Origin of the sequence: Micromonospora sp. NPDC050397 (assembly GCF_044901685.1) — a bacterium.
GTDB lineage: Bacteria > Actinomycetota > Actinomycetes > Mycobacteriales > Micromonosporaceae > Micromonospora_G.
In genome coordinates, this window is sequence record NZ_JBJDPS010000006.1 from 418,599 (window position 1) to 442,631 (window position 24,033).

Annotated in this window: 24 protein-coding genes and 1 riboswitch; of the genes, 16 read left to right on the top strand and 8 right to left on the bottom strand. The window is 71.4% G+C overall.

Features of this window, described 5'->3' with window-relative positions; all coding sequences use genetic code 11:
- Window positions 1–59 precede the first annotated feature (59 nt).
- Window positions 60–1,430, bottom strand: a complete 1,371-nt coding sequence (locus ACI2K4_RS22955; RefSeq protein WP_404514019.1) for a DUF1501 domain-containing protein — start codon at window positions 1,428–1,430, stop codon at window positions 60–62.
- Between the two features lie 10 nt (window positions 1,431–1,440).
- Window positions 1,441–3,252 (bottom strand): DUF1800 domain-containing protein, encoded by a 1,812-nt coding sequence (locus ACI2K4_RS22960; protein WP_404514020.1) that lies wholly within the window; start codon window positions 3,250–3,252, stop codon window positions 1,441–1,443.
- 166 nt (window positions 3,253–3,418) lie between these two features.
- On the opposite strand from ACI2K4_RS22960, the gene ACI2K4_RS22965 reads away from it, so the two are divergent.
- The 5 genes from ACI2K4_RS22965 to ACI2K4_RS22985 all read left to right on the top strand — a co-directional run bounded on the left by ACI2K4_RS22965 (window position 3,419) and on the right by ACI2K4_RS22985 (window position 9,247).
- Complete coding sequence (locus ACI2K4_RS22965) at window positions 3,419–3,718, top strand: DUF6412 domain-containing protein (protein WP_404514021.1); 300 nt, start codon at window positions 3,419–3,421, stop codon at window positions 3,716–3,718.
- A gap of 155 nt (window positions 3,719–3,873) precedes the next feature.
- A complete protein-coding gene (locus ACI2K4_RS22970; protein ID WP_404514022.1) occupies window positions 3,874–4,587 on the top strand; it encodes a YidC/Oxa1 family membrane protein insertase in 714 nt (237 codons plus the stop codon).
- Window positions 4,588–4,675: 88 nt separating this feature from the next.
- Complete coding sequence (locus ACI2K4_RS22975; protein WP_404514023.1) at window positions 4,676–6,091, top strand: carbohydrate-binding protein; 1,416 nt, start codon at window positions 4,676–4,678, stop codon at window positions 6,089–6,091.
- 155 nt (window positions 6,092–6,246) lie between these two features.
- Window positions 6,247–7,638: a chitinase gene (locus ACI2K4_RS22980; protein ID WP_404514024.1), complete on the top strand. Its 1,392-nt coding sequence runs from the start codon at window positions 6,247–6,249 to the stop codon at window positions 7,636–7,638.
- 31 nt (window positions 7,639–7,669) lie between these two features.
- Window positions 7,670–9,247, top strand: coding sequence for a cellulose binding domain-containing protein (locus tag ACI2K4_RS22985; protein WP_404514025.1), 1,578 nt, complete (start codon window positions 7,670–7,672; stop codon window positions 9,245–9,247).
- A 143-nt stretch (window positions 9,248–9,390) separates the two neighbouring features.
- Here ACI2K4_RS22985 and ACI2K4_RS22990 read toward each other — a convergent pair whose 3' ends face one another.
- Window positions 9,391–10,056, bottom strand: coding sequence for a DedA family protein (locus tag ACI2K4_RS22990; RefSeq protein WP_404514080.1), 666 nt, complete (start codon window positions 10,054–10,056; stop codon window positions 9,391–9,393).
- A 223-nt stretch (window positions 10,057–10,279) separates the two neighbouring features.
- Here ACI2K4_RS22990 and ACI2K4_RS22995 point away from each other — a divergent pair, with 223 nt between their 5' ends.
- Window positions 10,280–11,938, top strand: a complete 1,659-nt coding sequence (locus ACI2K4_RS22995; protein ID WP_404514026.1) for an alpha-amylase family protein — start codon at window positions 10,280–10,282, stop codon at window positions 11,936–11,938.
- 37 nt (window positions 11,939–11,975) lie between these two features.
- On the top strand, window positions 11,976–12,734 hold the full coding sequence (gene fabG / locus ACI2K4_RS23000) for a 3-oxoacyl-ACP reductase FabG (protein WP_404514027.1): 759 nt from the start codon (window positions 11,976–11,978) through the stop codon (window positions 12,732–12,734).
- Window positions 12,735–12,831: 97 nt separating this feature from the next.
- On the opposite strand, the gene ACI2K4_RS23005 is transcribed toward fabG, so the two are convergent.
- Both ACI2K4_RS23005 and ACI2K4_RS23010 read right to left on the bottom strand, forming a co-directional pair.
- Window positions 12,832–13,239 carry a hypothetical protein gene (locus ACI2K4_RS23005; RefSeq protein ID WP_404514081.1) on the bottom strand — a complete coding sequence of 136 codons (408 nt, stop codon included), beginning with the start codon at window positions 13,237–13,239 and terminating at the stop codon, window positions 12,832–12,834.
- A 109-nt stretch (window positions 13,240–13,348) separates the two neighbouring features.
- Window positions 13,349–13,714: a hypothetical protein gene (locus ACI2K4_RS23010; RefSeq protein ID WP_404514029.1), complete on the bottom strand. Its 366-nt coding sequence runs from the start codon at window positions 13,712–13,714 to the stop codon at window positions 13,349–13,351.
- Window positions 13,715–14,106: 392 nt separating this feature from the next.
- Here ACI2K4_RS23010 and ACI2K4_RS23015 point away from each other — a divergent pair, with 392 nt between their 5' ends.
- The 8 genes from ACI2K4_RS23015 (at window position 14,107) to ACI2K4_RS23050 (ending at window position 19,884) form a co-directional block, all read left to right on the top strand.
- Window positions 14,107–14,805: a hypothetical protein gene (locus ACI2K4_RS23015; protein ID WP_404514031.1), complete on the top strand. Its 699-nt coding sequence runs from the start codon at window positions 14,107–14,109 to the stop codon at window positions 14,803–14,805.
- 155 nt (window positions 14,806–14,960) lie between these two features.
- On the top strand, window positions 14,961–15,866 hold the full coding sequence (locus ACI2K4_RS23020) for a Gfo/Idh/MocA family protein (protein WP_404514032.1): 906 nt from the start codon (window positions 14,961–14,963) through the stop codon (window positions 15,864–15,866).
- An 84-nt stretch (window positions 15,867–15,950) separates the two neighbouring features.
- Window positions 15,951–16,079 carry a hypothetical protein gene (locus ACI2K4_RS23025; protein ID WP_404514033.1) on the top strand — a complete coding sequence of 43 codons (129 nt, stop codon included), beginning with the start codon at window positions 15,951–15,953 and terminating at the stop codon, window positions 16,077–16,079.
- Between the two features lie 271 nt (window positions 16,080–16,350).
- On the top strand, window positions 16,351–17,151 hold the full coding sequence (gene erm / locus ACI2K4_RS23030) for an ErmE/ErmH/ErmO/ErmR family 23S rRNA (adenine(2058)-N(6))-methyltransferase (protein WP_404514083.1): 801 nt from the start codon (window positions 16,351–16,353) through the stop codon (window positions 17,149–17,151).
- 183 nt (window positions 17,152–17,334) lie between these two features.
- Window positions 17,335–17,718, top strand: coding sequence for a hypothetical protein (locus tag ACI2K4_RS23035; protein WP_404514034.1), 384 nt, complete (start codon window positions 17,335–17,337; stop codon window positions 17,716–17,718).
- A 132-nt stretch (window positions 17,719–17,850) separates the two neighbouring features.
- A complete protein-coding gene (locus ACI2K4_RS23040) occupies window positions 17,851–18,003 on the top strand; it encodes a hypothetical protein (protein WP_404514036.1) in 153 nt (50 codons plus the stop codon).
- Window positions 18,004–18,109: 106 nt separating this feature from the next.
- Window positions 18,110–18,619, top strand: coding sequence for a hypothetical protein (locus tag ACI2K4_RS23045; RefSeq protein ID WP_404514037.1), 510 nt, complete (start codon window positions 18,110–18,112; stop codon window positions 18,617–18,619).
- A gap of 8 nt (window positions 18,620–18,627) precedes the next feature.
- The gene (locus ACI2K4_RS23050; RefSeq protein WP_404514038.1) at window positions 18,628–19,884 is read left to right on the top strand and encodes an erythromycin esterase family protein; all 1,257 of its coding nucleotides are present in this window, start codon (window positions 18,628–18,630) and stop codon (window positions 19,882–19,884) included.
- A gap of 22 nt (window positions 19,885–19,906) precedes the next feature.
- Here ACI2K4_RS23050 and manD read toward each other — a convergent pair whose 3' ends face one another.
- On the bottom strand, window positions 19,907–21,118 hold the full coding sequence (manD, locus tag ACI2K4_RS23055) for a D-mannonate dehydratase ManD (protein WP_404514039.1): 1,212 nt from the start codon (window positions 21,116–21,118) through the stop codon (window positions 19,907–19,909).
- 279 nt (window positions 21,119–21,397) lie between these two features.
- On the opposite strand from manD, the gene ACI2K4_RS23060 reads away from it, so the two are divergent.
- The gene (locus tag ACI2K4_RS23060) at window positions 21,398–22,084 is read left to right on the top strand and encodes a hypothetical protein (RefSeq protein WP_404514040.1); all 687 of its coding nucleotides are present in this window, start codon (window positions 21,398–21,400) and stop codon (window positions 22,082–22,084) included.
- Window positions 22,085–22,105: 21 nt separating this feature from the next.
- On the opposite strand, the gene ACI2K4_RS23065 is transcribed toward ACI2K4_RS23060, so the two are convergent.
- Together ACI2K4_RS23065 and ACI2K4_RS23070 are read right to left on the bottom strand one after the other, a co-directional pair.
- Window positions 22,106–22,660 carry a MarR family winged helix-turn-helix transcriptional regulator gene (locus ACI2K4_RS23065; RefSeq protein WP_404514041.1) on the bottom strand — a complete coding sequence of 185 codons (555 nt, stop codon included), beginning with the start codon at window positions 22,658–22,660 and terminating at the stop codon, window positions 22,106–22,108.
- 177 nt (window positions 22,661–22,837) lie between these two features.
- Entirely contained in the window at window positions 22,838–23,845 is a 1,008-nt protein-coding gene (locus ACI2K4_RS23070; protein WP_404514042.1) for a coiled-coil domain-containing protein, read from the bottom strand.
- Between the two features lie 3 nt (window positions 23,846–23,848).
- A riboswitch (cyclic di-AMP (ydaO/yuaA leader) is annotated at window positions 23,849–23,978 on the bottom strand.
- Window positions 23,979–24,033 lie beyond the last annotated feature (55 nt).

Here is a 24,033-nt window from a genome sequence, read left to right on the forward strand (position 1 = left end):
GTTACCGCTGCCGGCGACCGTGGCGGCGCGGCGCCGGGGCCTCGGCAGCGGGCGGCGGCTCAGCGGAAGACGCCAATCTCCTTGTGTTTCAGCCCGGGGAAGATGGGCTTGTGGTCGGCGACCCCGAGTCGGGCCTTGAGCAACTCGGCCAACACGTCCCGGTAGTCGTTGGCGCCGGCCAGGTCCCCCTGGTCGAGGGCGGCGGAGCCGAGCCCCGGCCAGCGGCCGTGCACCCGGCCGCCGTTCAGGCCGCCGCCGAGCATCAGCATCAGACCACCGTGCCCGTGATCGGTGCCGGAGCTGCCGTTCGCCTCGACCCGGCGGCCGAACTCGCTCATCGTGACGACCGAGACGTCGTCCAACGCCGGACCCAGGTCGGTGGCGAACGCACCGAGCGCCCCGGCCAGCTCGTTCAACCGGTTGCGCATGTCGCCGCCGTCCGGCCCACCGATGTTGGTGTGCATGTCCCAGCCGCCGATGTCGACCGCGGCCACCCGCAGTCCCACCTTCGCCCTGATCAGCCGGGCCACGTCGCGCAACTGGTCGGCGAAGCCGCCACCCGGCCACTGCGCGGTGGACCGGTAGTCCTGGCCGGCGATCTTCCGGGCGGCCGAGATCGAGGCCAGGGTCTCGGTGGCCTGGGTGGCGAGCGGGTGGTCGTCCAGGCCGGTGTAGAGGGCCTTGAGCGCGGTCAGCGTGCTCGCCCGTACGCCGCTGAATCCCTGTAGGTCGAACTCGCGGATGCCCTGGAGCACCAGCTTGTTCTCGCCGCCGACCAGGGAGCGGGGCAGCGCCGCGCCCTCGGCGATGGCCCGGAACGTGGTCCCCGGGCCGAGCGCGGTCAGCACCCGGTCCAGCCAGCCGGTGTGCACACCGGTCGAGGCGGCGCCGCGTTCCAGGCAGTCCTGCGCCTGGAAGTGGCTGCGGCTGGCGTCCGGTGAGGCGACCGCGTGCACGGCGGCCATCTTTCCCGACTTCCAGAACGGCTCCAGCGGGGCGAGTGCGGGGTGCAGGCCGAACCGGTCGTCCCCGGCGATCAGCGCGCCGGCCGGGACGGCGATGTTGCGGCGGGCGTCGAGGTAGTTCCGGTCGCCGCGCGGCACCACCACGGAGAGCCCGTCCATGCCGCCGCGCAGGAAGACCACCACCAGCGTGCGGTTGGTGGTGGCGGGCGCGCCGAACGCGACCCGGGTGGTGGCGAGTTGGCCGGCGAGGCTGGCCACCCCGACCGCGCCCGCCCCGGCCATCACCCGGCGGCGGGTGAACCCGTGCCGCCAGCGGTCCCGTTGCTCGGTCAGCTCGGTGGTGACCGACTCGGCGTGCACCCGGATCGCCGCCTCGGCCAGGTTCGGGCCGTGCCGGCGCAACTCCTCGGCCGTACGGGGCCGTGGGGGCGTGTTGTCGCCGCGCGGAGGACTGTCCTGCGTCATGCGTCTCTCCTCAGCGCAGCGCGTGGTAGATCGAGTCGAGGAAGAGCGGGGCCAGGTGCTGGATCTTGCCGCCCAGGGTGGCGTTCTTCACCGCCGTACCCTCCTTGGAGCCGAGGAAGGTCAGCAGCGCCTGCCGGTCCTTCGCGGCCAGCGGCTGTTGCAGCAACCGGGCGGCGAGCGCGTCCAGGTACTGCCCGGTGGTCGGCGGGCGCTTGCCGACCAGTCCCTCGGGCTTCGGGTACGACAGCCCGCGCTGCGAACCCTGCACCAGCGCCCGGTGGCTGTTCCAGATCGCCAGGGTGGCGTGCGCCGAGCGCCACGCGGGCGCCACGTCGGGATAGCCGTTCGGCGGCACCCAGCCGAGCGGCGGCTGACCGAAGCGCTGGGTCAGCCGGTAGAGCCCCTCCATCCCGGCGGCCGTGTCCGAGCCGGGCGCGACCCCGAGCGAGCGGGCGGTGGCGACGAAGTTCTCCAGCGGCCGGCGGGCCTTGAGCCCGGTGGCGATCCAGAACTCCTGCGACCGGAACAGCACCCGCAGCACCGGCACGATCGCGGTGCCGTTCGCCAGGTACGCCTCGGCGAGCCGTTGCACCAGACCGTGCGGCGGGGTGTCGGCGACGAACCGGACCGCGAGCTTGCGGGCGATGTTCTTCGCGGTCGCCTCGTGGCTGGCGAGATATTGCAGGTAACGGTCGCCGACCTGGAGTCCCTTGGGCCGGGACGGGTTCTTGTCGGTGAAGCCGAGCACCTTGACCGGGTCGATCCAGTGCCGGTCGGCCTCGTAGCGGAACTCGCCCGCGTTGGTCACGGTCCGGCCCGTCATGATGTACGCGCTGTGGCGTACGTCCTTCTCGGTGTAGCCGCCGTCGATCCCGACCGTGTGCAGTTCCAGCAGCTCGCGGCCGTAGTTCTCGTTGACCGACCGGCGGTGCGACTCGTTGTTGTTGAGGTAACGCAACATGGCCGGGTTGCGGGCGCTGGCCGCGAGCATGTCGGAGAACCTGCCGAGCGCGTGCTTGCGGATCACCTGGCTGTCGAACGAGGTGCGTACGTCCCAGCCGCCGTCGAACGGGTTGGTCACGTTCAGGTGGTTGGACCAGAAGTCGACCATCACCTCGAAGAGCTGGCGACTGCTCCAGAACTGCCGGGCCAGGGTCGCGTAGCCGAGTTCGTACTGGGCGGCCCAGTCGAACTCCTTGACCGTACGGCGGATCTGCGCGGTCGACATGCCGACCGTGGGAAAGGCGGCGAGCGCCTGGTCGCCGATCGGGTCGGTGACCTTGCCGGGGTCGAGTTGCTGCTCGATCCAGGCGTCGATGCCGGCGGCCCGGACCGCGTCCGCCTCGGCCCGGGTGGGGCCGAAGGTGGCCCGGCGCAGCAGGTGCAGCACCGGGTCCCGGCTGAGCGGGTTGGCGAAGAGGGGCTTCGCCCGGAGCGCCGCCTCGGCGGCGCGGGCCGGGGTCTCGGCGAGACCGGCGGCGCCGAAGTTGATCGACTCGCCGAGGGACTGGCTGTAGCTGGCGTCCCGGTCGGCGAAGGCGCCCGCGTCCCGGGGGGAGCGGGTCGAGGTGGCCTGGTCGCTCACGGCGGCGGCGATGCCACCACCGCCACCGAGTACGGCGGCGGCCGAGCCGACCGCGCCGGTGGCGACCGCGGCGGCACCGAGACCGATCACCACCTGCCGGCGGTTGCGCCGCAGGTGGAACAGCGCCGGCTCGCCGGCCCGGGCGGCGCGGGCCATCCGGCCGAGCACCGGGGCCAGCCGGCCCGGGGTGCCCGGGTGACGTGGCTGGCCGGTGTCGGCCCGGGAATGCTCGACCATTCTCGGCGCACCTCTTCGTTGATCCGGACGGCTGGGCGCCGACCCGGCCGTCGCCCCTGGCGCACCCTAGACAGGCTCCGAGTCGCCGCTCAACCGCCGGGGGCGATTGTTAAGCCGCAGCAAAGGAAGCACCGATGCTGGTGGCGCGACTGGTTACACTGGCCGGGTGCCGGAGTCGCTGTTGATGGTCGTGGGCTGGTGGGCGTACGCCCTCGCCCAGCTCGTCACGGCGGCCACCCAGCCGGCCGAGCTGCTCGCCGGGGCCGCGGTCGCCGCCGCCACGCTGCTCGCGGTCGCGGTCGCCGTACACCTGGTCACCGCGCGACCCGGTGCCGCCAACGCGGCCCGGCGCGGTCGGACCATCCGGGACCGCGCCCGTCGGGCCCGGATCCCACGCCAGCTCGACCCGGACGCGGCCGGACGGCCCCGTCCCCGAGCACCGTCGGTGCTCCTCTCGGCCGCGTAGCGGCTCGTTCCTCCCCGCCGCCACGCGGCCGGTTCCGTGCTCGATCGTCCACATCGGACGTTGTCTCCGGCTCGCCCGCCGTGCCGATCCGCGCCCACCGCGCGGGTTCGCGCGTCGGTGCCGCGCCTTCCCGGAATCGGACCGAGGGGTTCACCATGCTCTCCTTCGCACCACTGGACGGTGCCGTCGGCGTCGTGCTCCTCACCATCGCCGTACGGTTGCTGATCACGCCACTGACCTGGGCTCAGGTGCGTGGCGAGCGGCGCCGGGCGGTGCTCGCCCCGCAGATCCGCGAACTGCGACGGCGGTACGGCGACGACCCGGCCAGGCTGCAACAGGAACTGGTCGCGCTGCACCGGGAGGCGGGTGCCAGCCCGCTCGCGGGCTGCCTGCCGGGGCTGTTGCAGGTGCCGTTCTTCGTGGTCATGTACCACCTGTTCACCGCCGCCGGGCCGGTCGGCGACAGGTTCGGGCTGCTCGACGAGCGGCTGGCCGGGGTGCCGCTCGGGCACCACGTGGCGGACGGGCTCGGCGGTGCGGCCGGACCGCTGTTCGGCGTACTCCTGGCCCTGCTGGTGGTGTTGGCCTGGTGGACCTCGCGGCGGATGCGGCGGGACGCGCGCGCCGCCGCCTCGCCCGCCGCCGACGAGCTTCCCGGCGCGGCGGTGCTGGCCCGACTGCTGCCGCTGCTGCCGTACGGGACCGTGCTCGCTGCCCTGGTGCTGCCGCTCGCGGCGGTGCTCTACCTGGTCACCACCACCGCCTGGACGGCGCTGGAACGGGCGGTGCTCCGTCGCCCGGTCCCACTGCCGGCGACCACGGGTACGCCAGGTGTCGCCGGTACCGCACGGCGGGCGGATGGGCGATAGACATCGACGAACGTTGACATGAGTGGGCCGGGGACGTACAACCGGAGAGAGAGCGCTCTCTCACCCGTCCCGTAGAGAGGCCAACACCATGACCGTCACCCTCCCGGCTCCGGCCGGACCCGTCCCGAGACGCCGCGCGTTCCTGCTGCTGGCCGTGCTCGCCGCGATCGTCACCGTGGTGAGCACGGTCTCGATGGCCGCGCGCGCCGCCGTACCGCCGACCCCACCGGGTTGGAGTCTGGTGTGGAGCGACGACTTCACCGGCGCCGCGAACACCCTGCCGTCCTCCGGCAACTGGATCATCGACACCGGCACCAGCTATCCGGGCGGCCCACCCAACTGGGGCACCGGTGAGATCCAGACCTACACCAACAGTACCGCCAACGTCAGCCACGACGGCGCCGGCAACCTGCGGATCACCCCGATCCGGGGCGCGAACGGACAGTGGACCTCGTCCCGGATCGAGACGGTACGGACGAACTTCAAGCCCCCGGCCGGCGGCGTGCTCGCCATCGAGGGGCGGATCCAGATGCCGAACGTGACCGGTGCCGCCGCAGCCGGCTACTGGCCGGCGTTCTGGGCGCTCGGCGCGCCGTACCGGGGCAACTACCAGAACTGGCCGGCGATCGGCGAGTTCGACGTGATGGAGAACGTCAACGGGATCAACTCGGTCTGGGGCGTGCTGCACTGCGGGGTCGCGCCGGGTGGGCCGTGCAACGAGTTCAACGGCATCGGCACCAGCCGGGCCTGTCCCGGTTCCACCTGCCAGTCGGCGTTCCACACGTACCGCTTCGAGTGGGACAGCGGGGCCAGCCCACAGCAGCTCCGCTGGTACGTCGACGGCCAGCTCTACCACACCGTCACCCAGAACCAGGTCGGCCAGCCGCACTGGAACAACATGACCAGCCACGCCGGCTACTTCATCCTGCTGAACGTGGCGATGGGTGGCTCGTTCCCGAACGGGGTGGCCGGTTCGACCACGCCGACGGCGGCGACCGTCTCGGGCCGTCCGATGCTGGTCGACTACGTCGCCGTCTGGAGTCGCGGTGGCGGCACCCAGCCCACGAACCCGCCGACCACGCCGCCGTCCGGTGGTGGCGGCAGCGCGTACTCGACCATTCAGGCCGAGGCGTACAACGGACAGAACGGGGTGCAGGTCGAGGCGTGCAGCGAGGGTGGGCAGAACATCAGCCACCTGCGCGGCGGTGACTGGGCCCGGTACGACAACGTGGACTTCGGCGGCAGCCCCGCCCGGGACTTCGTGGCCCGGGTCGCCTCCGGTGCCGGCGGTGGGGTGAGCGGCTTGGTCGAGGTGCGCCTGGACAGCCCGACCAACCCGCCGATCGGCAGCTTCGCGCTCGGCAACACCGGCGGTTGGCAAAACTGGCAGTCGGTGCCCGGCAACGTCACGCCGACCACCGGCGTCCACACCGTCTACCTGACCTTCAGCAGCGGCCAGCCGGCCGACTTCGTCAACGTCAACTGGTTCACCTTCCGCCGCTGACCCACCGCTGAGGTGCAAGGAAGGGCCCCTTGTTAACGCTATGCGTTAACAAGGGGCCCTTCCTTGCGTGAGGGGCTGGACAGGAACAGTTAAGAGTCTTAATAATTGGCCAACTGTCGATGGCTGCCGATGCCTGACCGGCCGTGGAGGCCCGCATGAAGCGCTCCAGAGTCCTGCTCCTGTCCATGGTCGCGACGCTGGTCGCGACGCTCGGTGCCGTATGGGTGGCGATGCCGGCGTTCGCGGCTGGTCCGACGGCGACGTTCGTGAAGACTTCTGACTGGGGTTCGGGTTGGGAGGGGAAGTACACGATCACGAATGGTGGTACGACGGCGATCTCGTCGTGGTCGGTGGCGTTCGATCTGCCGGCGGGGAGTCGGGTGGGTACGTTCTGGGATGCGTTGATGACGTCGTCGGGTCAGCGGTTCACGTTCACGAACCGTTCGTGGAACGGGAGTTTGGCGCCGGGTGCGTCGGCGTCGTTCGGGTTCAACGCGACGGGTGCGGGTTCTCCGTCGAACTGCACGTTGAACGGTGCGGCGTGTGGTGGTGGTACGACTCCGCCGACCACCCCGCCCGCGACCACCGCACCACCCATCACCCCGCCGCCGACCACCAACCCGCCCACCAGCCCGCCGCCGAACTCCCCGTTGCCGAGGCACTTCCTCACCGGCTACTGGCACAACTTCAACAACGCGGCGGTCGAGCTGCGGCTGCGGGACGTGCCGGCCGAGTACGACCTGATCGCGGTCGCCTTCGCCGAGGCGACCAGCACCCCCGGCGCGGTCACCTTCGGCATCGACCCGGGACTGGCCACCGCGCTCGGCGGCTACACCAACGCCAACTTCGCGGCGGACGTACAGACGCTGCACTCGCGGGGCAAGAAGGTCATCCTGTCGGTCGGTGGTGAGACCGGGCGGGTGGCGGTCAACGACTCGGCCTCGGCGACCAACTTCAGCAACACCGTGTTCAACCTGATCCAGCAGTACGGCTTCGACGGGGTCGACATCGACCTGGAGAACGGGCTCAACCCCACCTACATGGGACAGGCGTTGCGCAGCCTGCGCAACCGGGTCGGGGCGAACCTGATCATCACGATGGCGCCGCAGACCATCGACATGCAGTCCCCGTCGGTGAGCTACTTCAAGCTCGCCCTGGACATCCGGGACATCCTCACCGTCGTACACACCCAGTTCTACAACTCCGGCTCGATGCTCGGCTGCGACCAGGCGTTCGCGTACAGCCAGGGCACGGTCAACTTCATGACCGCGCTGGCCTGCCTGCAACTGGAAGCCGGACTCCGGCCGGACCAGGTGGCGCTCGGCCTGCCCGCCGGACCCGGTGCCGCCGGTGGCGGCGTCGTCGCGCCCGCCCTGGTCAACCAGGCGCTCAACTGCCTCGCCCGGGGCACAAACTGCGGCAGCTTCCAGCCTCCGCGCACCTACCCGGGCATCCGGGGCGCGATGACCTGGTCGATCAACTGGGACGTCTCCAACGGCAACAACTTCGCCCGCACGGTCAAGCCGCATTTCGCGACGCTGCCGTGATCCCCGTACCGCCGGCTTCCCGGAGGAACCGATGAGACTCAGACCGCTGCGCGCCGCGGCGCTGGCCGGGGGCCTGGCCGCGATGATGGTCGCGGCCACCCTGGTGGCCGCGCCGGCCGCGTCCGCCGCCACCGCCGCCTTCGTCCGCACCTCGTCCTGGTCCACCGGGTACGAGGCCCGGTTCACCGTCACCAACAACACCTCCTCGGCGATCAGCTCCTGGACGGTCCAGTTCACCCTGCCGGCCGGCAGTTCGGTGAGCAGCTTCTGGGACACCCGGTTGACCAGTTCCGGCCAGCAGGTCACCGCGCTCAACGCGAACTGGAACGGCGCCCTCGGGCCGGGAGCGACCGCCTCGTTCGGCTTCATCGTCGCCGGCACGGGCGACCCGACCAACTGCACCGTCAACGGTTCCGCGTGCTCCGGCGGTGGCGGACCGACCACCCCGCCACCGAATCCGGGAACCCCCGGCACCCCGGGCAACCTGCGGGTCACCGGCACCACCAACTCGTCGGTGGCGTTGGCCTGGAACACCTCCACCGGTACGGTGACCGGCTACCGGGTCTACGAGGGCACCGCCCTGCGGGCCACCGTCACCGGCACCTCCGCCACCATCTCCGGGCTGGCCACCTGCTCGGCGCACAGCTACGCGGTGGCGGCGTACAACTCGGCCGGTGAGTCGGCCCGCTCGGCGGCGGTCTCCGTCACCACCAGCGGCTGCACCGGCGGGAACAGCCCGATGGCGGCGGCGCCGTACCTCTACCCGGGGTGGGGCGACCCGCCCGCGCCGGCCACGGTGATGAGCGCGACCGGGGTCAGATGGTTCACCATCGCGTTCATCCTCTCCGGCGGCGGCTGCACGCCGGCCTGGGACGGCAGCGGCTCGCTGACCAGCGGCACGCACGCGAGCACGATCAACGCGATCCGGGCCGCCGGTGGCGACATCATCCCGTCGATCGGCGGCTGGAGCGGCAACAAGCTCGGCCCGAACTGCGGCTCGGCGGCGGCTCTCGCCGGGGCGTACCAGCAGGTCATCAACGCGTACAACCTGAAGGCGATCGACGTCGACATCGAGAACAGCGACGAGTTCGAGAACGAGGTGGTGCAGGACCGGATCCTCGGCGCCCTGAAGATCGTCAAGCAGAACAACCCGGGGATCAAGACCATCCTCACCTTCGGCACCTCGACCTCGGGTCCGAGTTGGTGGGGCACCCGGTTGATCAACCAGGCCGCCGCGCTCCAGGCGAACATCGACGTGTTCACCATCATGCCGTTCAACTTCGGCGGCGGCGCGAACATGTACCAGAGCACGGTGAACGCCGCCGAGGGGCTGAAGAACCAGCTCAAGACGGCGTTCGGCTGGTCCGACGCGACCGCGTACGCGCACCTGGGCATCTCCGGCATGAACGGTCTCTCCGACCAGCAGGAGCAGACCTCCCCGGCCACCTGGACCCAGATCCGCGACTGGGCCAAGGCGCGCAGCCTGGCCCGCTTCACCTACTGGGCGGTCAACCGGGACCGGCCGTGTCCGGGCGGGGGCGTGGTGGCGCACTGCAGCGGCATCTCGCAGAGCACCTGGCAGTTCACCAGCATCACCGCCCAGTACTGAGCACCGAGCGGTACCGGGCACCCGCCTGTACGAGACACCCGCCCGGTACCGGACACCGCCCGGTACCGGACCGACACCCCCGGGGCACCGGCCCGAAGGACCCGCATCCAGGGCGCGCGGGACGAGTGGCTGATCAGCGTCGATCAGCCACTTGTCCCGGGCCGGGCCCGGGGCCGGGTACGCCGCCGGAGCCGCTTGACCACCCAGGTCGAGATCACGAGCAGGAGTCCGGCCAGCAGGGCCAGGTCGAACCAGGTGCTGTAACGGTCGATCCGCTGCCAGTGCGAGCCGAGCGCGAACCCGAGTCCGACGAAGACGGCGTTCCACAGTCCGCTGCCGACCGTGGTCAGCACCAGGAACCGCGTGATCGGCATGTGGTTCGCCCCGGCCGGCACCGAGACCAGACTGCGTACCACCGGGACCATCCGGCCGAAGAGCACCGCCCAGGTGCCGTACCGAGCGAACCAGCGGTCGGCCCGCTCCAGGTCGTCGGCGTCGACCAGCGGGATCCGGTCGAGCCAGCGCTTGAGTCGATCCTCGCCGAGGGCCGCGCCGACCCAGTAGAGCGCGAGCGCGCCGAGCACCGAACCGGCGGTCGCCGCCAGCCACATCACCAGCACGTTGCCCCGGCCCTCGGCGGAGAGGGAACCGGCGAGCAGGAGCACCACCTCGCTGGGGATCGGCGGAACCAGGTTCTCCAGGGCGACCAGCAGCCCGACGCCGAGCGGACCGATCGCGTCGATCACCGAGGCGACCCAGCCGGTCAGCCCGCCGGCCTCGGTCGGATCGTCACCGGCGGCCACCGTCATGATCGACATCGTCGTCTCCCTCCCGTCGGCACGGGCGAATCCCGTCCGGCGTGCACTCCGGCGTGTAACAAGTCGCCTCCGGCGGGTGGCAGGTCCGATTCCTACCCACCTCGATCCACTCCTACACCCCCGCCGCCGAACCAGGGCGCCGTTTGGTGGGAGAGAGCGGCCGCCGACCAGGATTCCGTTTGGTGGGAGAGAGCACCGGAAAAGGCACTCCGGCATGGGCGACCGGTGGTACTCCGAGGCGGTCGTGTACTGCCTCGACATCGACACGTACGCGGACAGCGACGGCGACGGCGTGGGTGACCTGCGCGGACTGATCGGCCGGCTGGACTACCTGGCCCGGCTCGGCGTCACCTGCCTCTGGCTACACCCGATCCACCCGTCACCGAACCGGGACGACGGGTACGACGCCACCGACTTCTACAACGTGGACCCGCGCTTCGGCACCCTGGGCGACTTCGCCGAACTGCTGCACCAGGCGCAGAACCGGGGCATTCGCGTGATCATCGACCTGGTGGTGAACCACACCTCCGACCAGCACCCCTGGTTCGTCTCGGCCCGCTCCTCGCCGGACTCGCCGTACCGGGACTGGTACGTCTGGTCCGACCAGGCGCCGCCCGACCGCCGCCAGGGCATGGTCTTCCCGGGGGAGCAGGACGAGACCTGGAGTTACGACCGGACCGCCAAAGCCTGGTTCTACCACCGGTTCTACCGGTTCCAGCCGGACCTGAACCTGGCCAACCCGGCGGTCCGGGAGGAGATCAAAAAGATCGTCTCGTTCTGGCTCCAGCTCGGGGTCTCCGGCTTCCGGATCGACGCGGTGCCGTTCATCATCGAGCTGACCGAGCCGGGCAACCCGGACTCGCCCAAGGACTTCGAGTTCCTGACCGAGCTGCGCCAGCACGCCCAGTGGCGGCGGGCCGACGCGGTCCTGCTGGCCGAGGCGAACGTGGAACCGGCCAAACTCGTGCACTACTTCGGCGACCGGGGCGGCTCGGCGAACCGGCTGCACATGCTCTTCGACTTCATGCTCAACGGGCGTCTGGTGCTGGCCCTGGCCCGGCAGGACCCGGAGCCGATCATCGACGCGCTGCGGGACACCCCGGAGCTGCCGTACGGCGGGCAGTGGGCCACCTTCCTGCGCAACCACGACGAGATCGACCTTTCCCGGCTCACCGCCGAGCAGCGCGAGCAGGTCTTCGAGCGGTTCGGTCCGGACGAGGGGATGCGCCTGTACGGCCGGGGCATCCGCCGCCGGCTGGCCCCGATGCTCGGCGGTGACCGGCGGCGGATCGAGCTGGCGTACGCGTTGCAGTTCTCGCTGCGCGGCACACCCGTGCTGCGCTACGGCGAGGAGATCGGGATGGGGGAGGACCTGTCGCTGGACGGGCGGGACGCGATCCGTACCCCGATGCAGTGGTCGTTCCAGGAGAACGCCGGATTCTCCAGGGCATCCGGAGCGGATTTGATCCGTCCGGTCATCAGCGGCGGCGAGTACGGCTACGAACGGGTCAACGTGACCGCGCAGCGGCACGACCCGGGCTCGCTGCTCTCCTGGTTCGAGCGGATGATCCGTACCCTGCGCGAGGCCCCGGAGGTCGGCTCGGGCCGGTGTACGGACGTCGACCGGGTGTTGCCGCCGGGGGTGCTGGCGCACCGGGCCGACGGACCCACCGGGTCCATGCTCTTCCTGCACAACCTCGGTACCCGGGACGTGACGGTCGACCTCGGCGAGCTGTACGCGGAGGCGGAACTCCCCGGCGACGTCCTCGCCGACCAGGAGTACGCCCCGGTCGGCAAGCTCGACGCGCTGGCCCTCGCCGGGTACGGCTATCGCTGGATTCGGTTGCGGCGCGGGCCCGTACACCTGGGTTAAGCTCCTCCGACCGAGCCTAAGTTACCTGGAGGTAGACATGTCGGAGCAGTCCCGCGTCGCCATCGTCACCGGTGCCGCCCGAGGTATCGGCGCCGCCACCGCACTCCGGCTCGCCGCCGACGGGCTGGCGGTGGCCGTGGTCGACCTGGAGGAGTCGGCGGCCGGGGCGACGGTCGAGGCGATCGTGTCGGCCGGCGGCCGGGCGATCGCGGTCGGCGCGGACGTGGCCGACCGGGCACAGGTGGAAGCCTCGGTCGAGCGGGTCGTCGCCGAGCTCGGCGCGCCCGGTGTACTGGTGAACAACGCCGGGGTGCTCCGGGACAACCTGCTGTTCAAGATGTCCGACGCGGACTGGGACACGGTGCTCGGGGTGCACCTGCGCGGCGCGTTCCTGTTCACCCAGGCGGCCCAGAGGCACATGGTCGAGCAGCGGTGGGGACGGATCGTCAACCTCTCCAGCACCTCGGCGCTGGGCAACCGGGGACAGGCGAACTACGCGGCGGCCAAGGCCGGGCTCCAGGGGTTCACCAAGACGCTGGCGATCGAGCTGGGTCCGTTCGGCGTCACCGCGAACGCGGTCGCACCGGGCTTCATCGTCACCGACATGACCGCCGCGACCGCTGCCCGAATCGGGATCGACTTCGAGGAGTTCCAGCGGCGCGGCGCCGCCGAGATCCCGGTACGCCGGGTCGGCCGACCGGAGGATGTCGCCCACACCATCTCGTACCTGGCCAGCGAGGGGGCGTCGTTTGTCTCCGGTCAGGTGATCTACGTGGCCGGCGGCCCGCGCGACTGACAGAGCGCCGCACCGCCGGATCAGGACCCAGCCGCTCTCGCGGGTGCGTGTGGGACCGGGGTTCAGTCGCTCTCGCGGGTGTGTGCGGGACCGGGGTTCAGTCGGTTTCGCGGGTGCGGCGTAGCCAGAGCAGGCCGAGCACCGGCAGCACCAGCGGGATGTAGCCGTACCCCTGGCCGAAGCCCGACCAGACGGTGTCGTCCGGGAAGAGGGCCCGGTCGAGCAGGCTGGTGGCGCCCACGGCCAGCACCCCGACGAGTTCCACGGTGCAGCAGACCAGGGCGGTCCGACGGCCGTTCGGACCGCCCCTGGCCAGCCCGAACGTGGCCACGATGTAGACCACCGCGGCGAACGCGGAGAGCAGGTACGCCACCGGCGCCTCGTCGAACTTGGTGACGATCTGGAGCGTGGCGCGGGAGGTGGCCGCGATCGCGAAGAGGATGTAGACCGCGATCAGGGCCCGGCCCGGTCCCCGGTTGGTCACCCGGGTCGGCGGCCCCTCCAGCGGCGAGCCGCTCGACGGCGAGGTCGACGGGACCGCTGACGGTGTGGTCGACGGCGTGGTCGACGGCGTGGTTGGCGGCGTCAACGGTGTGGTCGACGGGGTCGACGGGTCAGGCACCGGTTACCTCCCAGGTCTGTTGCAGCCGTACCACCACCACCGGGATGACCAGGCAAACCACGGTGACGATCACCGATCCCCAGCGGGTCGGCTCCATCCGGGCCAGCACCCCGGCCAGCGGCGGCAGGCAGACCAGGGTGACCAGGTAGCCGAAGAAGGTGCCGGGCTCGCCGGGGTGTTCGCCACCGGCCCAGGCGGCGAGGGCCAGGCCGGCGAGGACCAGCAGGCTCGCCTCCACGATCGCCAGGCCGACCAGGTGGGTCAGGTCCGGCGGCCGGTTGCGCACCGTCGTGATCAGGCTCCAACCTGCGAGTACGAGTGAGAGCACGATCGTCACCGTCACCAGGGAGCCGTTCACGTCAACAGCCTAGTAAGCCCTCCCCGGCGCCCTTGACCTGCCCACCGGTCGGCGTCGTGGTTACCGGGTTCCGATCCTGGGCGTGGCCCCGTCACCGCTGGTCACGCCATCAACACGCGTCTATCATCGGGTGCGGTCAGGTCTGGCCGTACGCGGTGACGCCGGCTCGGGCTTCCTGGAACCGACTGGGCCGCCCGGCTCGGCCGGACGCGCGGTGGCGCCGGGGCCGAGCTTCCCGCACCGGCGGGCCGCACGACTCGGCCGGAGTCGGCCGGGCTGGGCTCGGCTCGGCTCGGCTCGGCTTGGCTTGGCTTGGCTTGGCTTGGCTCGGCTCGGCTTGGCTTGGCTCAACTTGGCTCGGCTCGGCGACGCGGACCGTGGGGAGTGCGACGGTGGGCGCGACAGGTGTGTGGGCGTTGCTGATGGCCGGTGGCTCTGTCGTGCTCGCCCTGCTCGGGCTCGCGGTGATGGCCGATCGGAACCGTACCCCGCGTCCGGATCTCGCCCGGCTCCGGACGGAGGCCGCCGAGCTCACCGTGCACGCCACCGAGGTACGGCTGGACGCCGTCCGGGCGGCGGAGCGGGCGGTGTTGGCCCGTGCCGAGGTGACGATCGCCGAGCAGGTCCGGGACGCGGCGTGGACCGCGCAGGAGGTCGCCGAGCAGGCGTACGACCTGGCTTGGCAGGCGGCGCAGGCCGGGCGGCAGGCGGCCCGGGTGACCGACGACGCGCCCGCCGACGAGGACCGGGAACGGGCGGTGGCCCGGGCGGCGCTCTCCGCCTACCGCCGTGGCGACATCTCGGTGCAGGAGTTACGCGAGGTGTTCCGCCGCTCCGGGGACTGGGACCCCGTCCAGGAGGAGCGGGAACGTGCTGCCGAGCGGTGCCGGATCGAGCAGGGTGCGGCCCGCCGGGCGCACGACCGGGCCGCCGCCGGGGTCCGCCGGGCCGAGCAGGCGGCCCGGGTAGCCGAGGTGGCCGCCGAGGCGCTGGTCGACGAGGCGGCCGAATCCGCCGCCGAGGCGGACGAGGCCCAACTCGCCGTCGACCGCCGGACCGCCGGCCGTCGCTTCCTCCGCCGCAAGCGTTAGGAAGGGCCCCCAGTACAACGGAATCCGATAACAAGGGGCCCTTCCTTACCCAAGGGGGTGGGGTGGGCGGGGTGGGGGAGGCGTTAGGTTTACCAGGATGGTGGCGGGCGGTTTCGGGACGCCGCCAGGCTGGTGGGCGAGGGAAGGAGCCGGCGTTGCTACGGTTCGGGCTGTTCGGTACGGGGCACTGGGCCGCCGAGACGCACGCGGCGGCACTCACCGCGCACCCGAAGGCACAACTCGCCGGCATCTGGGGACGTGACCCGGACAAGACCCGGGCGCTCGGACAGCGGTACGGCGTACCGGCCTTCGACGACGTGGACAAGCTGATCGAGGCGTCTGACGCGGTCGCGGTGGCGCTGCCGCCGGACATCCAGGCCGACATCGCGGTCCAGGCCGCGATCGCGGGTAAGCACCTGCTGCTGGACAAGCCGCTGTCGCTGAGCCTGCCCGACGCCGAGCGGGTGGTGAACGCGACGACCCGGGCCGAGGTGGCCTCGCTGGTCTTCTTCACCAACCGGTTCCACGCCAACGTGGCCGGATTCCTCGCCGCCACCGCCGCAGCCGGCGGCTGGTACGCGGCCCGCGCCACCATGTTCGCGTCGATCTTCGAGCCGGGCAACCCGTACGGCGCCTCGCCCTGGCGACGGGAGCGGGGCGGCCTCTGGGACATCGGCCCGCACGCCCTGTCGATCATCGTGCCGGTGCTCGGCGGGGTGACCCAGGTGGCCGCGCTCGACGGCCCACGGGACACCGTCCACCTGCTGCTGTCCCACGTCGGCGGCGGGACCAGCACGCTCTCGCTGACCCTGAACGCCGCGCCCGCGGCCCGCGCGTTCGACTTCGTGTTCTACGGCGAGAACGGCGTCGAGCGAGTGCCGAGCGGCGACGGAACGGCCGTGCAGGCGCTCTCCCTGGCGGTGGACCAGCTTGTCGAGGCGGTCGACACGGGGGCCAGGGACCACCAGTGTGACGTCCGGTTCGGGCGCGACGTGGTCGCCGTGCTCGACGCGGCCGAGGCGGCCCGCCGGCAGGGGCGGACCGTTCGACTGCCCGGCTGAACCGCCCGGCCCGGCGGCTCACCCGCCCGGCCCGGCGGCGTAAACCGGTTGCCGACAGAATCGGCGCTGGTTAGCGTGGCCGCCATGTTCACCACGACGCACGCCCTGATCAACGTGGCCGAGGCGTCGGCCACGTGGGGCCTGTTGCTGGCATCCCGCCCGCGTGTCCGGCGTCCCGCCCTGGCCTGCCAGGACGTGCCCGCCGCCGGCTGAACCGTTCCGTCGCGCGCCGCGTCCGCCGCGCACACCAGGGCCACCCGAGTCCAGATCCCGCTCGGACAGGCCCCGATCCGTGTTGCCTGTCCGGATCGCCGCCCGGTGCTTCCCACCGGTGCGGCAGACAAGGACACCGGCTGTGGCACGACAACATCCCGTCAGGAAAACATCCGACCGGCCGCTCGGAAACACACCCGAGCGGCCCGTCGACAACGCACCCCAGCAACCCGCCAGGAACGCGTCCGATCGATCGGTCCGGAACGCGTCGATCCAACCCGCGAGGAGGACCGAGCGCGACCGGTCTCGGCGCGTACTGTCGCAGAATTTTCTGCACGCGCCGGACGCGATCGAGCGGATCGTGCGGACCGCCCGGCTCGGGCCGGGTGACCTGGTCGTCGAGGCCGGCGCCGGGCGGGGCGCGTTGACCCGGGCGCTGGCCGCGCGGTCCGGACGCGTGCTGGCGTACGAGATCGACCCGGAACTCGGCGTCGCGTTGGCGGACGCCTGCGCGCCGCTGGCGAACGTCACCTGTCTGGCCGAGGACTTTCTCGCCGCGCGCGCCCCGGCGGAGCCGTTCGCCCTGGTGGCGAACATCCCCTGGGCGCTGACCGCCCGGGTGGTCGACTGGTGTCTGGACGCCCGGTCACTGACCTCGGCCACCCTGCTCACCCAGCTCGAGTACGCGCGCAAGCGCACCGGCGACTACGGCCGCTGGAGCCGGCTCACCGTGCTGACCTGGCCGTCGGTTCGGTGGCAACTCGCCGGGCGGGTGCCCAGGTCGGCGTTCCGTCCGGTGCCCCGGGTCGACGCCGGCATCCTGCGCCTGGAGCGCCGGACCGCTCCACTGGTCGCGCCGGCCCTGCTGCCGGCGTACCGCGAGATGGTGGAGCTCGGGTTCGGCGGCGAGGGCGGTTCGCTGTACGCGTCGCTGCGTCGGCGGTATCCACGGGCGCGTCTCGACGCCGCCTGCCGGGCGGCTCGGCTGGCCGTCGACACCCCGGTCGGGTACGTCTGGCCGGAGCAGTGGCTGAGCCTGTTCCGCCTGCTCCGGCACACCCGGTCGAACTGAACCGGCCAGCCCGGTCGGGCACAACCGGCCAGCCCGGTACGCGGCCCGTCAAGACCTCGTATGGATCTTGACGGGCCGCGTCAGGGCCCTATCAAACGGCTGTGACCAGGGCGTACGCCTGCGCTTGGCTCTCCCCGGGACCGTTGTCCGCGACGGGTCCCGGGGGAAACGAGAGGAGCGGCGATGAACCTGGGGCGTGGTGGCCGGACGGGTCGCCCAGGGGTCCCGCCGGCACCGTCCGGCATCTCCATCGGCGGTGGGGCGGCGCTGGTCGTCGCCGCGACCTGTCTGGCCGCCGCGCTGCTCCCCGCGTCCGTGCCGACCGCCCGGTTCATGGTGGTCACGGTGGTGGTCGGTGGTTTCGGGGCGGTCGTGCCCGATCTGCGGGCGGATCTCGCGGTGGGCCTGCTCGGCTGGCTCTGCTTCAGCGGATTCCTGCTCGACCGGTACGGCGAGCTGCACTGGCACGGCGCCCGCAGCACCGGTTATCTGCTGGTGCTTGCCGCCGTCACGCTGCTCGGCCCGACCCTGGGCCGGCTCCGCCGGACCGGATCGCCGAGCGGCTGAACGGCAACATTGTGGCTGAACAGCAGATAAGCCTTGTCTGAGCCAAATTTCCGGATCGGACGGTATCTCCCGGTATCGATCAGGATATCGCTTGTCCGCTATGCCCCACTTTGTTGTACGGATGGAGATTTGATGAGAACAACCAGAATCCTGGCCGCGGGCGCGGCAGGGTTGGCGCTGGTCCTCGGCACGGCAACCGCCGCGATGGCCGAGGACACCATCGTCACCCTGACGGTGACGGCCGAGGACGGCCTCGCCGTCGACGTGACCCATTCTGTTCTCTGACCGTCTCCGCCGGCTGGCGGTGCTGGCCCCGGTCGTCGCCCTGGCGGCCCTGGTGTCCGCAGCAACGGCCGGCGCCGAAACCGGGCGACGGACGAGGACGACGCGGGTGCGTACCGAGGTGTCCACGCTGGACCTCGAACCCGAGTCGAAGAAGCTGGTCCGGGTCACCATCACGGTGCCCGAGACCGCCTCGGCCGGCGAGCGGTACGCCGCCGTCTGGGCCCAGGTCACCCCGCCACCCTCGGCGGACAGCAACGTCGGGCAGATCCGACGGGTCGGGGTACGGGTCTATCTCGACATCGGTCCGGGCGGTGAGCCCGTGACCGACTTCCGGGTCGACGGGCTGGCGATGGGGCCACCCTCCGGGAACTGGCCGGTCCAACCCCTGCCCGACGGCCGCTGGGACGCCGAGTTGGTGCTGGTCAGCGGCACGGTGGAAGGTACCGTTCGGGCGCGGCTGACGCTGCCCGGACCGGTCGGCGCGCTGGTGGCCGAGCCGGACGGGCGTTCCGTTCCGCTGCTGGCCGTCGCTGCCGGAGTGCTGCTCGCCGCCGTACTGACCGGTTTCGTCTGGTACCTGGTCCGCCGACGGTTTGTCACCCGGTCCGCCGGGTAGCCCCGGGCATGCAGGTGCACCGGCTCGGGGGACCGGGCGACTTCGATCCGCTGCTGAGGATGGTCGGCCAGGCCAAGGTGGTGATGCTCGGCGAGGCGAGCCACGGCGGGTACGACTACTACCGGCTGCGCGAACAGTTCACCCGTCGACTCATCGCCGAGTGCGGCTTCGATTTTGTCGCCGTCGAGGGAGACTGGCCGGACTGCGACCGGGTGCACCAGTCGGTGATCGCCGCGCCCGACAGCGACGACGACCCGCAGGCGGCGTTGGAGCGGTTCGAGCGCTGGCCGACCTGGATGTGGGCGAACGCCGAGGTGGCCAGGTTCTGCCGCTGGCTGCGCGCCTGGAACCTGGATCGCCCGGAAGGGTCGCGGGTCGGCTTCCACGGGCTCGACGTGTACAGCCTGTGGGAGTCGATGCAGGCGATCTTCGAGTATCTGGGCGAGGACGACCAGGAGGCGCTGGCCGCCGCCCAGGAGGCGTACCGGTGTTTCGAACCGTACGGCCAGCAGGTCGAGGAGTACGGGCTGGCCAGCCGGTTCGTCTCGGCAAGCTGCGAGGACGAGGTGGTCCGGCTGCTCGCCGCCACTCGGGCGCGGGCGGGCAGGGACGGCGCGGACCGGTTCGCGGCGTGGCAGAACGCCGAGGTCGTGGCCGGGGCGGAACGGTACTACCGGGCCATGGTGGCGGGCGGACCGCAGTCGTGGAACGTACGTGACACGCACATGGCCGACACCCTGGACCGGCTCCTGGTGCGGTACGGGCCGGACACCCGGGCGGTGGTCTGGGCGCACAACAGCCACATCGGCGATGCCCGGGCCACCGACATGGTCGACGCCGGCATGGTCAACCTCGGTCAGCTCACCCGGGAACGGCACGGGGCCGGAACGGTGGCCCTGATCGGCTTCGGCGGTTACCAGGGCACGGTGGTGGCCGCGCCGCGCTGGGGTGCCCCGTCCGAGATCATGACCGTGCCGCCGGCCCGCCCCGGTTCGCTGGAGGACCGGCTGCACGGCATGTTGCCCGAACGGGCACTGCTGGTGCTCGCCCGGGGCGACCGGCCCGAGTGGCTGAACGAGACCGCCGAGCACCGGGCGATCGGGGTGGTCTACGACCCGTCGTTCGAGGAGTGGGGCAACTACGTACCGACCCGGCTCGCCGAGCGGTACGACGGGTTCGTCTGGTGCGACCAGACGACCGCGATCCACGAGTTGCCGGCGAACGCCGAGCCGGGCGAGCTGGAGACGTACCCGTCCGGGACCTGAGCCGGTGCGGCCCGGCGGCGGCTCACCAGTCGTGCATGGAGCCGTCGGTGAGCCGGTTCACCGGCAGATACCGGGCCTGGTACGGGTAGCGCGCCGCCGCCTCCTCGTCGAACTGGACCCCGATGCCCGGCTCGTCGCCGAGGTGCAGCATCCCGTCGGCGAGGTGGTAGCCGCTCCGGAACACCTCGCCGGCCGGGTCGAGGTGGCCCATGTACTCCTGGATGCCGAAGTTCGGGATGGTCAGGTCGAGGTGCAGAGCGGCGGCGATGCCGATCGGCGAGATGTCGCCGGCCCCGTGCGAGCCGGACCTGACGCCGTACGTGTCGGCGAAGTCGAAGACCCGCCTGGTGTGCGTGATCCCACCGGTGTGCGGCACCGAGGTACGGATGTAGTCGACCAGTCGCTCGGCGATCAGATCCTTGCAGTCCCAGATGGTGTTGAAGACCTCGCCGACCGCCAGCGGGGTGACGGTGTGCTGGCGGATCAGCCGGAACGCGGACTGGTCCTCGGCCGGGGTGCTGTCCTCGATCCAGAACATCCGGTACGGCTCCAGCGACCTGCCGAGCCGGGCCGCCTCGATCGGGGTCAGCCGGTGGTGCACGTCGTGCAGCAGGTGGAACCCGTAGCCGAGTTGGTCCCGGGTGGCGGCCACCAGCCTGGGTACGAAGTCGAGGTAGGCGGCGGTGTCCCAGACGTCCTCGACCGGTCGGTCGTCGGCTGCCGGTTCGTAGGTGAGACCGCCACCGACCCGGATGCCGTACGTCGAGTCGAGTCCCGGCACCGAGGACTGCACCCGGACCGCGCGGTAGCCGGCGGCCAGGAAACGGGCCACGTCGGCGACCGCCTCGTCGATACCGGCGCCGCTGGCGTGACCGTAGACCGTGACGCCGTCCCGGGCGGCACCGCCGAGAAGCTGGTAGACCGGCAGCCCGGCGGCCTTGCCCTTGATGTCCCAGAGGGCGACGTCGACGGCCCCGATCGCGGTCATGGTCACCGGTCCGCGCCGCCAGTAGGCCCCTCGGTAGAGGTACTGCCAGGTGTCGGAGATGCGTGCGGCGTCCCGGCCGATCAGCAGCGGGACCAGGTGGTCCCGCAGGTAGGAGGCGACCGAAAGCTCGCGCCCGTTGAGGGTGGCGTCACCGTAGCCGACCAGGCCGTCGTCCGTGGTGATCTTCAATGTGACGTAGTTACGGCCGGGACAGGTGACAAAGACGTCGGCGGCGGTGATCTTCATTCGCGGGATGCCTTCCGGGGGACGGGGCGGGATGCCTTCCGGGGGGTGCCTTCCGAGGGGACACGGGGTGGGCGGGCGCGGTGGGGGCGCGCGAGGCACGCGGTAGAGGGGCGAGGGCACGCGGTGGCGGGCGGGGGGCGGCTCTCAGGGCAGCCTAGGGCCTGCGGCCAGGCTTCGGTTTGGTCGATGTCCGATCCGGGGTAGCAGAACGGATGGGTGGATGTGCCGTGGCGCCCGCCACGGTGGGCGTACGCCGCCGCCCGGACGAGAGGACGACGGATGCGTACATCGGCGATAGCGACGGTTGCCACCCTCGCGGGGTTGGGTCTGGCCGTGGCCGGATGCGGCGAGGGCGGGGCCGTGGGTCTGGCCACCCCGAGCCCGAGCGCCGGTACGGGCAGCGCCGCACCGACCGGCAGCGCGGGCACCTCGCCGCCGACCGGCGGCCCGGTGGCGTCCTGTGTGACCGGGGACTGGCGGACCACCGCCGCCTCCGGACAGGCCGGCGGCGCCCTGGCCAGTGCCAGCATCAGCGGCGGGGACGGAGTGCTGGTGAAGGTCGGTCCGACCGGCGCGACCACGGTCGACTTCGCCGGCATGAAACCGGTGACCTTCAACGCCCAACTCGGTGACGCCAAGGTCGCCGGCACGTTCAGCTACGCCGGCAAGGCCACCGGTACGGTCAGCACCGGCGCGGGCGCCGGGACCTCGGGCGACTGGGCACCGGTCCCGCCGTTGCAGTGGGGCGACACCAGGGTGACCGTCGAGCTGACCCAGCCGACCCCGGCCAAGCTCTTCGACAACGTCCGGATCTCCGAGTACGTCGGCGACGGCGCGAACCGCAGCGCCGACGTGGTGGACATCCAGCCGTTGCTCGGTGAGGGCCGCTACCAGTGCGGTGGCAACACACTGACCCTGACGCCGAAGGACGCCGGTGGGCTGACCTGGGTGCTCGACCGCGCCTGACCGACGCGACCGTCGATGCGGTCAGTGGTCCCGGTGCCCGGGGTCGGCGTCGTCCGGCCCGACCCCGGGCGGGCAGGGCGACTGCTCCGGGTCGCACCCCTCGGCCTCGGTGTCGCAGGCGTCGAAGCCCGACCGGATCAGGTCCGAGATCTCGCCGAGCAGGTCGAGCTGCTCCGGGCTCAGTCGGTCGATCACCAAGTGGCGGACGTGCGCGACGTGCCTCGGGGCCGCCGCCCGGATGGCCGCCAGACCGGCATCGGTGATCTGGATGAACGCGCCCCGGGTGTCGGTCTCACAGGGCTCCCGTTCGACCAGGCCCCGCCGGGCCATCCGCCCCAGGTGGTGGGTCAGCCGGGTCTTCTCCCACTGGAGATGGGTCCGGAGCTGGAAGATCCGAAGTCGCCCCTGGGGCGCCTCACTGAGGTGCACCAGCACGCCGTAGTCGCTGGCCGAGAGGCCGGTCTCGGCCAGCAGTTGGCGGCTCAGCCTGCTCTCCAACTCCATCTGCATCGCGATGAAGGAACGCCAGACGCGCTGTTCCCGCTCGCTGAGCCACTTCTCCCCGGTCCCCGTCACGCCGACCATGATACCGGCGAGGATGACGCGTCATCCTCGCCAAAGGGACCCCGTGGAGTGGGGCGATCGGTCTGATCGTCACGGATGTTCCGATTGGCGGGCGGGACGGCGTAACGGATCGGGCCCCCGCCGGCACGGTGGCCGGGCGGAGGCCCGAGGAGGTCGGTCGTGCCGCCGTCAGAGCATGGACATGTGTACGTGGTCGGTGTGGTCGCTCTCACCGCTGTACGACTGCCAGCCCGTGGCTGGGAACCAGATCTGCTTGTACCAGATCACGTAGAGGATGCCGAGCCGGTCGGCGTTACGCACCAGGAACGCGGTCAGGTTGTTGCCGTACAGGCGCTGGGCGTTCGTGGCGGCGGGGGCGAATCCGCTCTTCAGCAGTGACCAGTCGCAGGCGCGGCCCTTCGGGTGCTCGAACGGACCACCGTTGCGGTGGCAGCCGACAAAGAGATTGAACCCCGCCTTCTTCACCTCGTTGTACGCGTGCAGCGTGCGCGGGGTGATGCAGCCGCTGGTGGTCGGGTCGTCCTTGCTGCACGACTCGGCCGGCCAACCGCCGCTGGCCGTACGTGGTGCGGCCTTGGCCACCGGTGAGCTGGCGTTGACGAACCCGTTGGTCAGTCGCTTGCCACCGACCAGGGCGAGTGCCTTCTCGGCGTCGGACTTCTGCCGGGCGATGACCGTCTGCTGCTTCTCCTGCTCCTTGACCTCGGCGTCGGCCAGGGCCTTGGCGCGGTCGGCCAGCTCGCGGGCGGCGTTGAGCTCGTGCATCTTGTGGTCGTTGACCGCGTTCATCTCCTCCAACGCGGCGGCCCGGTCCAGGAACGAGTCCGGCGACGCGCTGTTGAGCAGCGCCGACACCGGGCCGAGCTTGCCGGTCCGGTAGGCGCGGGCGGCGATCTCGGCGACCTGAGGGGTCAGCGCCTCGATCTGCTCCTCGGCCTTCTTCAGCTCGGCGGCGAGGATGCCCTGGCGCTTCTTGGAAGCCTCCAGCGCGGCCTTGGCGTCGAGGAAACGCCGACCGGTCTGGTCCAACACCTCGCTGAGCAGCGGGGTGTCGGACTCCGTCGGCGCGGCCGGGGTCGGTGCGGCCTGGGCCGGAACGGAGAACGGGGCCACCATGACCGCGCTGGCGAACAGAGCCAGGGCAGGGGTGAACCATCGGCGGAGGGGTGCCGTCATGCAGGATCCTTCCGTTGGTCGCCGACCGGGTTAGCTGACGGGTTCGGGATGGAAGTGATCCCTACCGCTTTCGCGGATTCACCCCGGGTACTCGGTTCCCCGGTTCGCCGAAACGATTAGGCGACGGTCCCGCCGGCACCGGTTGGCGCCGATTGGCGTTGACCGCGAAGAATCTTACCTTGCGAGAT

Bases quoted from the DNA above. Each gene is read 5' to 3' on its own strand.
- ACI2K4_RS22985 (WP_404514025.1), top strand. From the start codon at position 7,670: ATGAGACTCAGACCGCTGCGCGCCGCGGCGCTGGCCGGGGGCCTGGCC.
- ACI2K4_RS23050 (WP_404514038.1), top strand. From the start codon at position 18,628: ATGCAGGTGCACCGGCTCGGGGGACCGGGCGACTTCGATCCGCTGCTG.
- ACI2K4_RS22970 (WP_404514022.1), top strand. From the start codon at position 3,874: ATGCTCTCCTTCGCACCACTGGACGGTGCCGTCGGCGTCGTGCTCCTC.
- ACI2K4_RS23040 (WP_404514036.1), top strand. From the start codon at position 17,851: ATGAGAACAACCAGAATCCTGGCCGCGGGCGCGGCAGGGTTGGCGCTG.
- fabG (WP_404514027.1), top strand. From the start codon at position 11,976: ATGTCGGAGCAGTCCCGCGTCGCCATCGTCACCGGTGCCGCCCGAGGT.
- ACI2K4_RS22980 (WP_404514024.1), top strand. From the start codon at position 6,247: ATGAAGCGCTCCAGAGTCCTGCTCCTGTCCATGGTCGCGACGCTGGTC.
- ACI2K4_RS22975 (WP_404514023.1), top strand. From the start codon at position 4,676: ATGACCGTCACCCTCCCGGCTCCGGCCGGACCCGTCCCGAGACGCCGC.
- manD (WP_404514039.1), bottom strand. From the start codon at position 21,118: ATGAAGATCACCGCCGCCGACGTCTTTGTCACCTGTCCCGGCCGTAAC.
- ACI2K4_RS23070 (WP_404514042.1), bottom strand. From the start codon at position 23,845: ATGACGGCACCCCTCCGCCGATGGTTCACCCCTGCCCTGGCTCTGTTC.
- ACI2K4_RS23060 (WP_404514040.1), top strand. From the start codon at position 21,398: ATGCGTACATCGGCGATAGCGACGGTTGCCACCCTCGCGGGGTTGGGT.
- ACI2K4_RS22960 (WP_404514020.1), bottom strand. From the start codon at position 3,252: ATGGTCGAGCATTCCCGGGCCGACACCGGCCAGCCACGTCACCCGGGC.
- ACI2K4_RS22995 (WP_404514026.1), top strand. From the start codon at position 10,280: ATGGGCGACCGGTGGTACTCCGAGGCGGTCGTGTACTGCCTCGACATC.
- ACI2K4_RS23035 (WP_404514034.1), top strand. From the start codon at position 17,335: ATGAACCTGGGGCGTGGTGGCCGGACGGGTCGCCCAGGGGTCCCGCCG.
- ACI2K4_RS23025 (WP_404514033.1), top strand. From the start codon at position 15,951: ATGTTCACCACGACGCACGCCCTGATCAACGTGGCCGAGGCGTCGGCC.
- ACI2K4_RS22990 (WP_404514080.1), bottom strand. From the start codon at position 10,056: ATGACGGTGGCCGCCGGTGACGATCCGACCGAGGCCGGCGGGCTGACC.
- ACI2K4_RS22955 (WP_404514019.1), bottom strand. From the start codon at position 1,430: ATGACGCAGGACAGTCCTCCGCGCGGCGACAACACGCCCCCACGGCCC.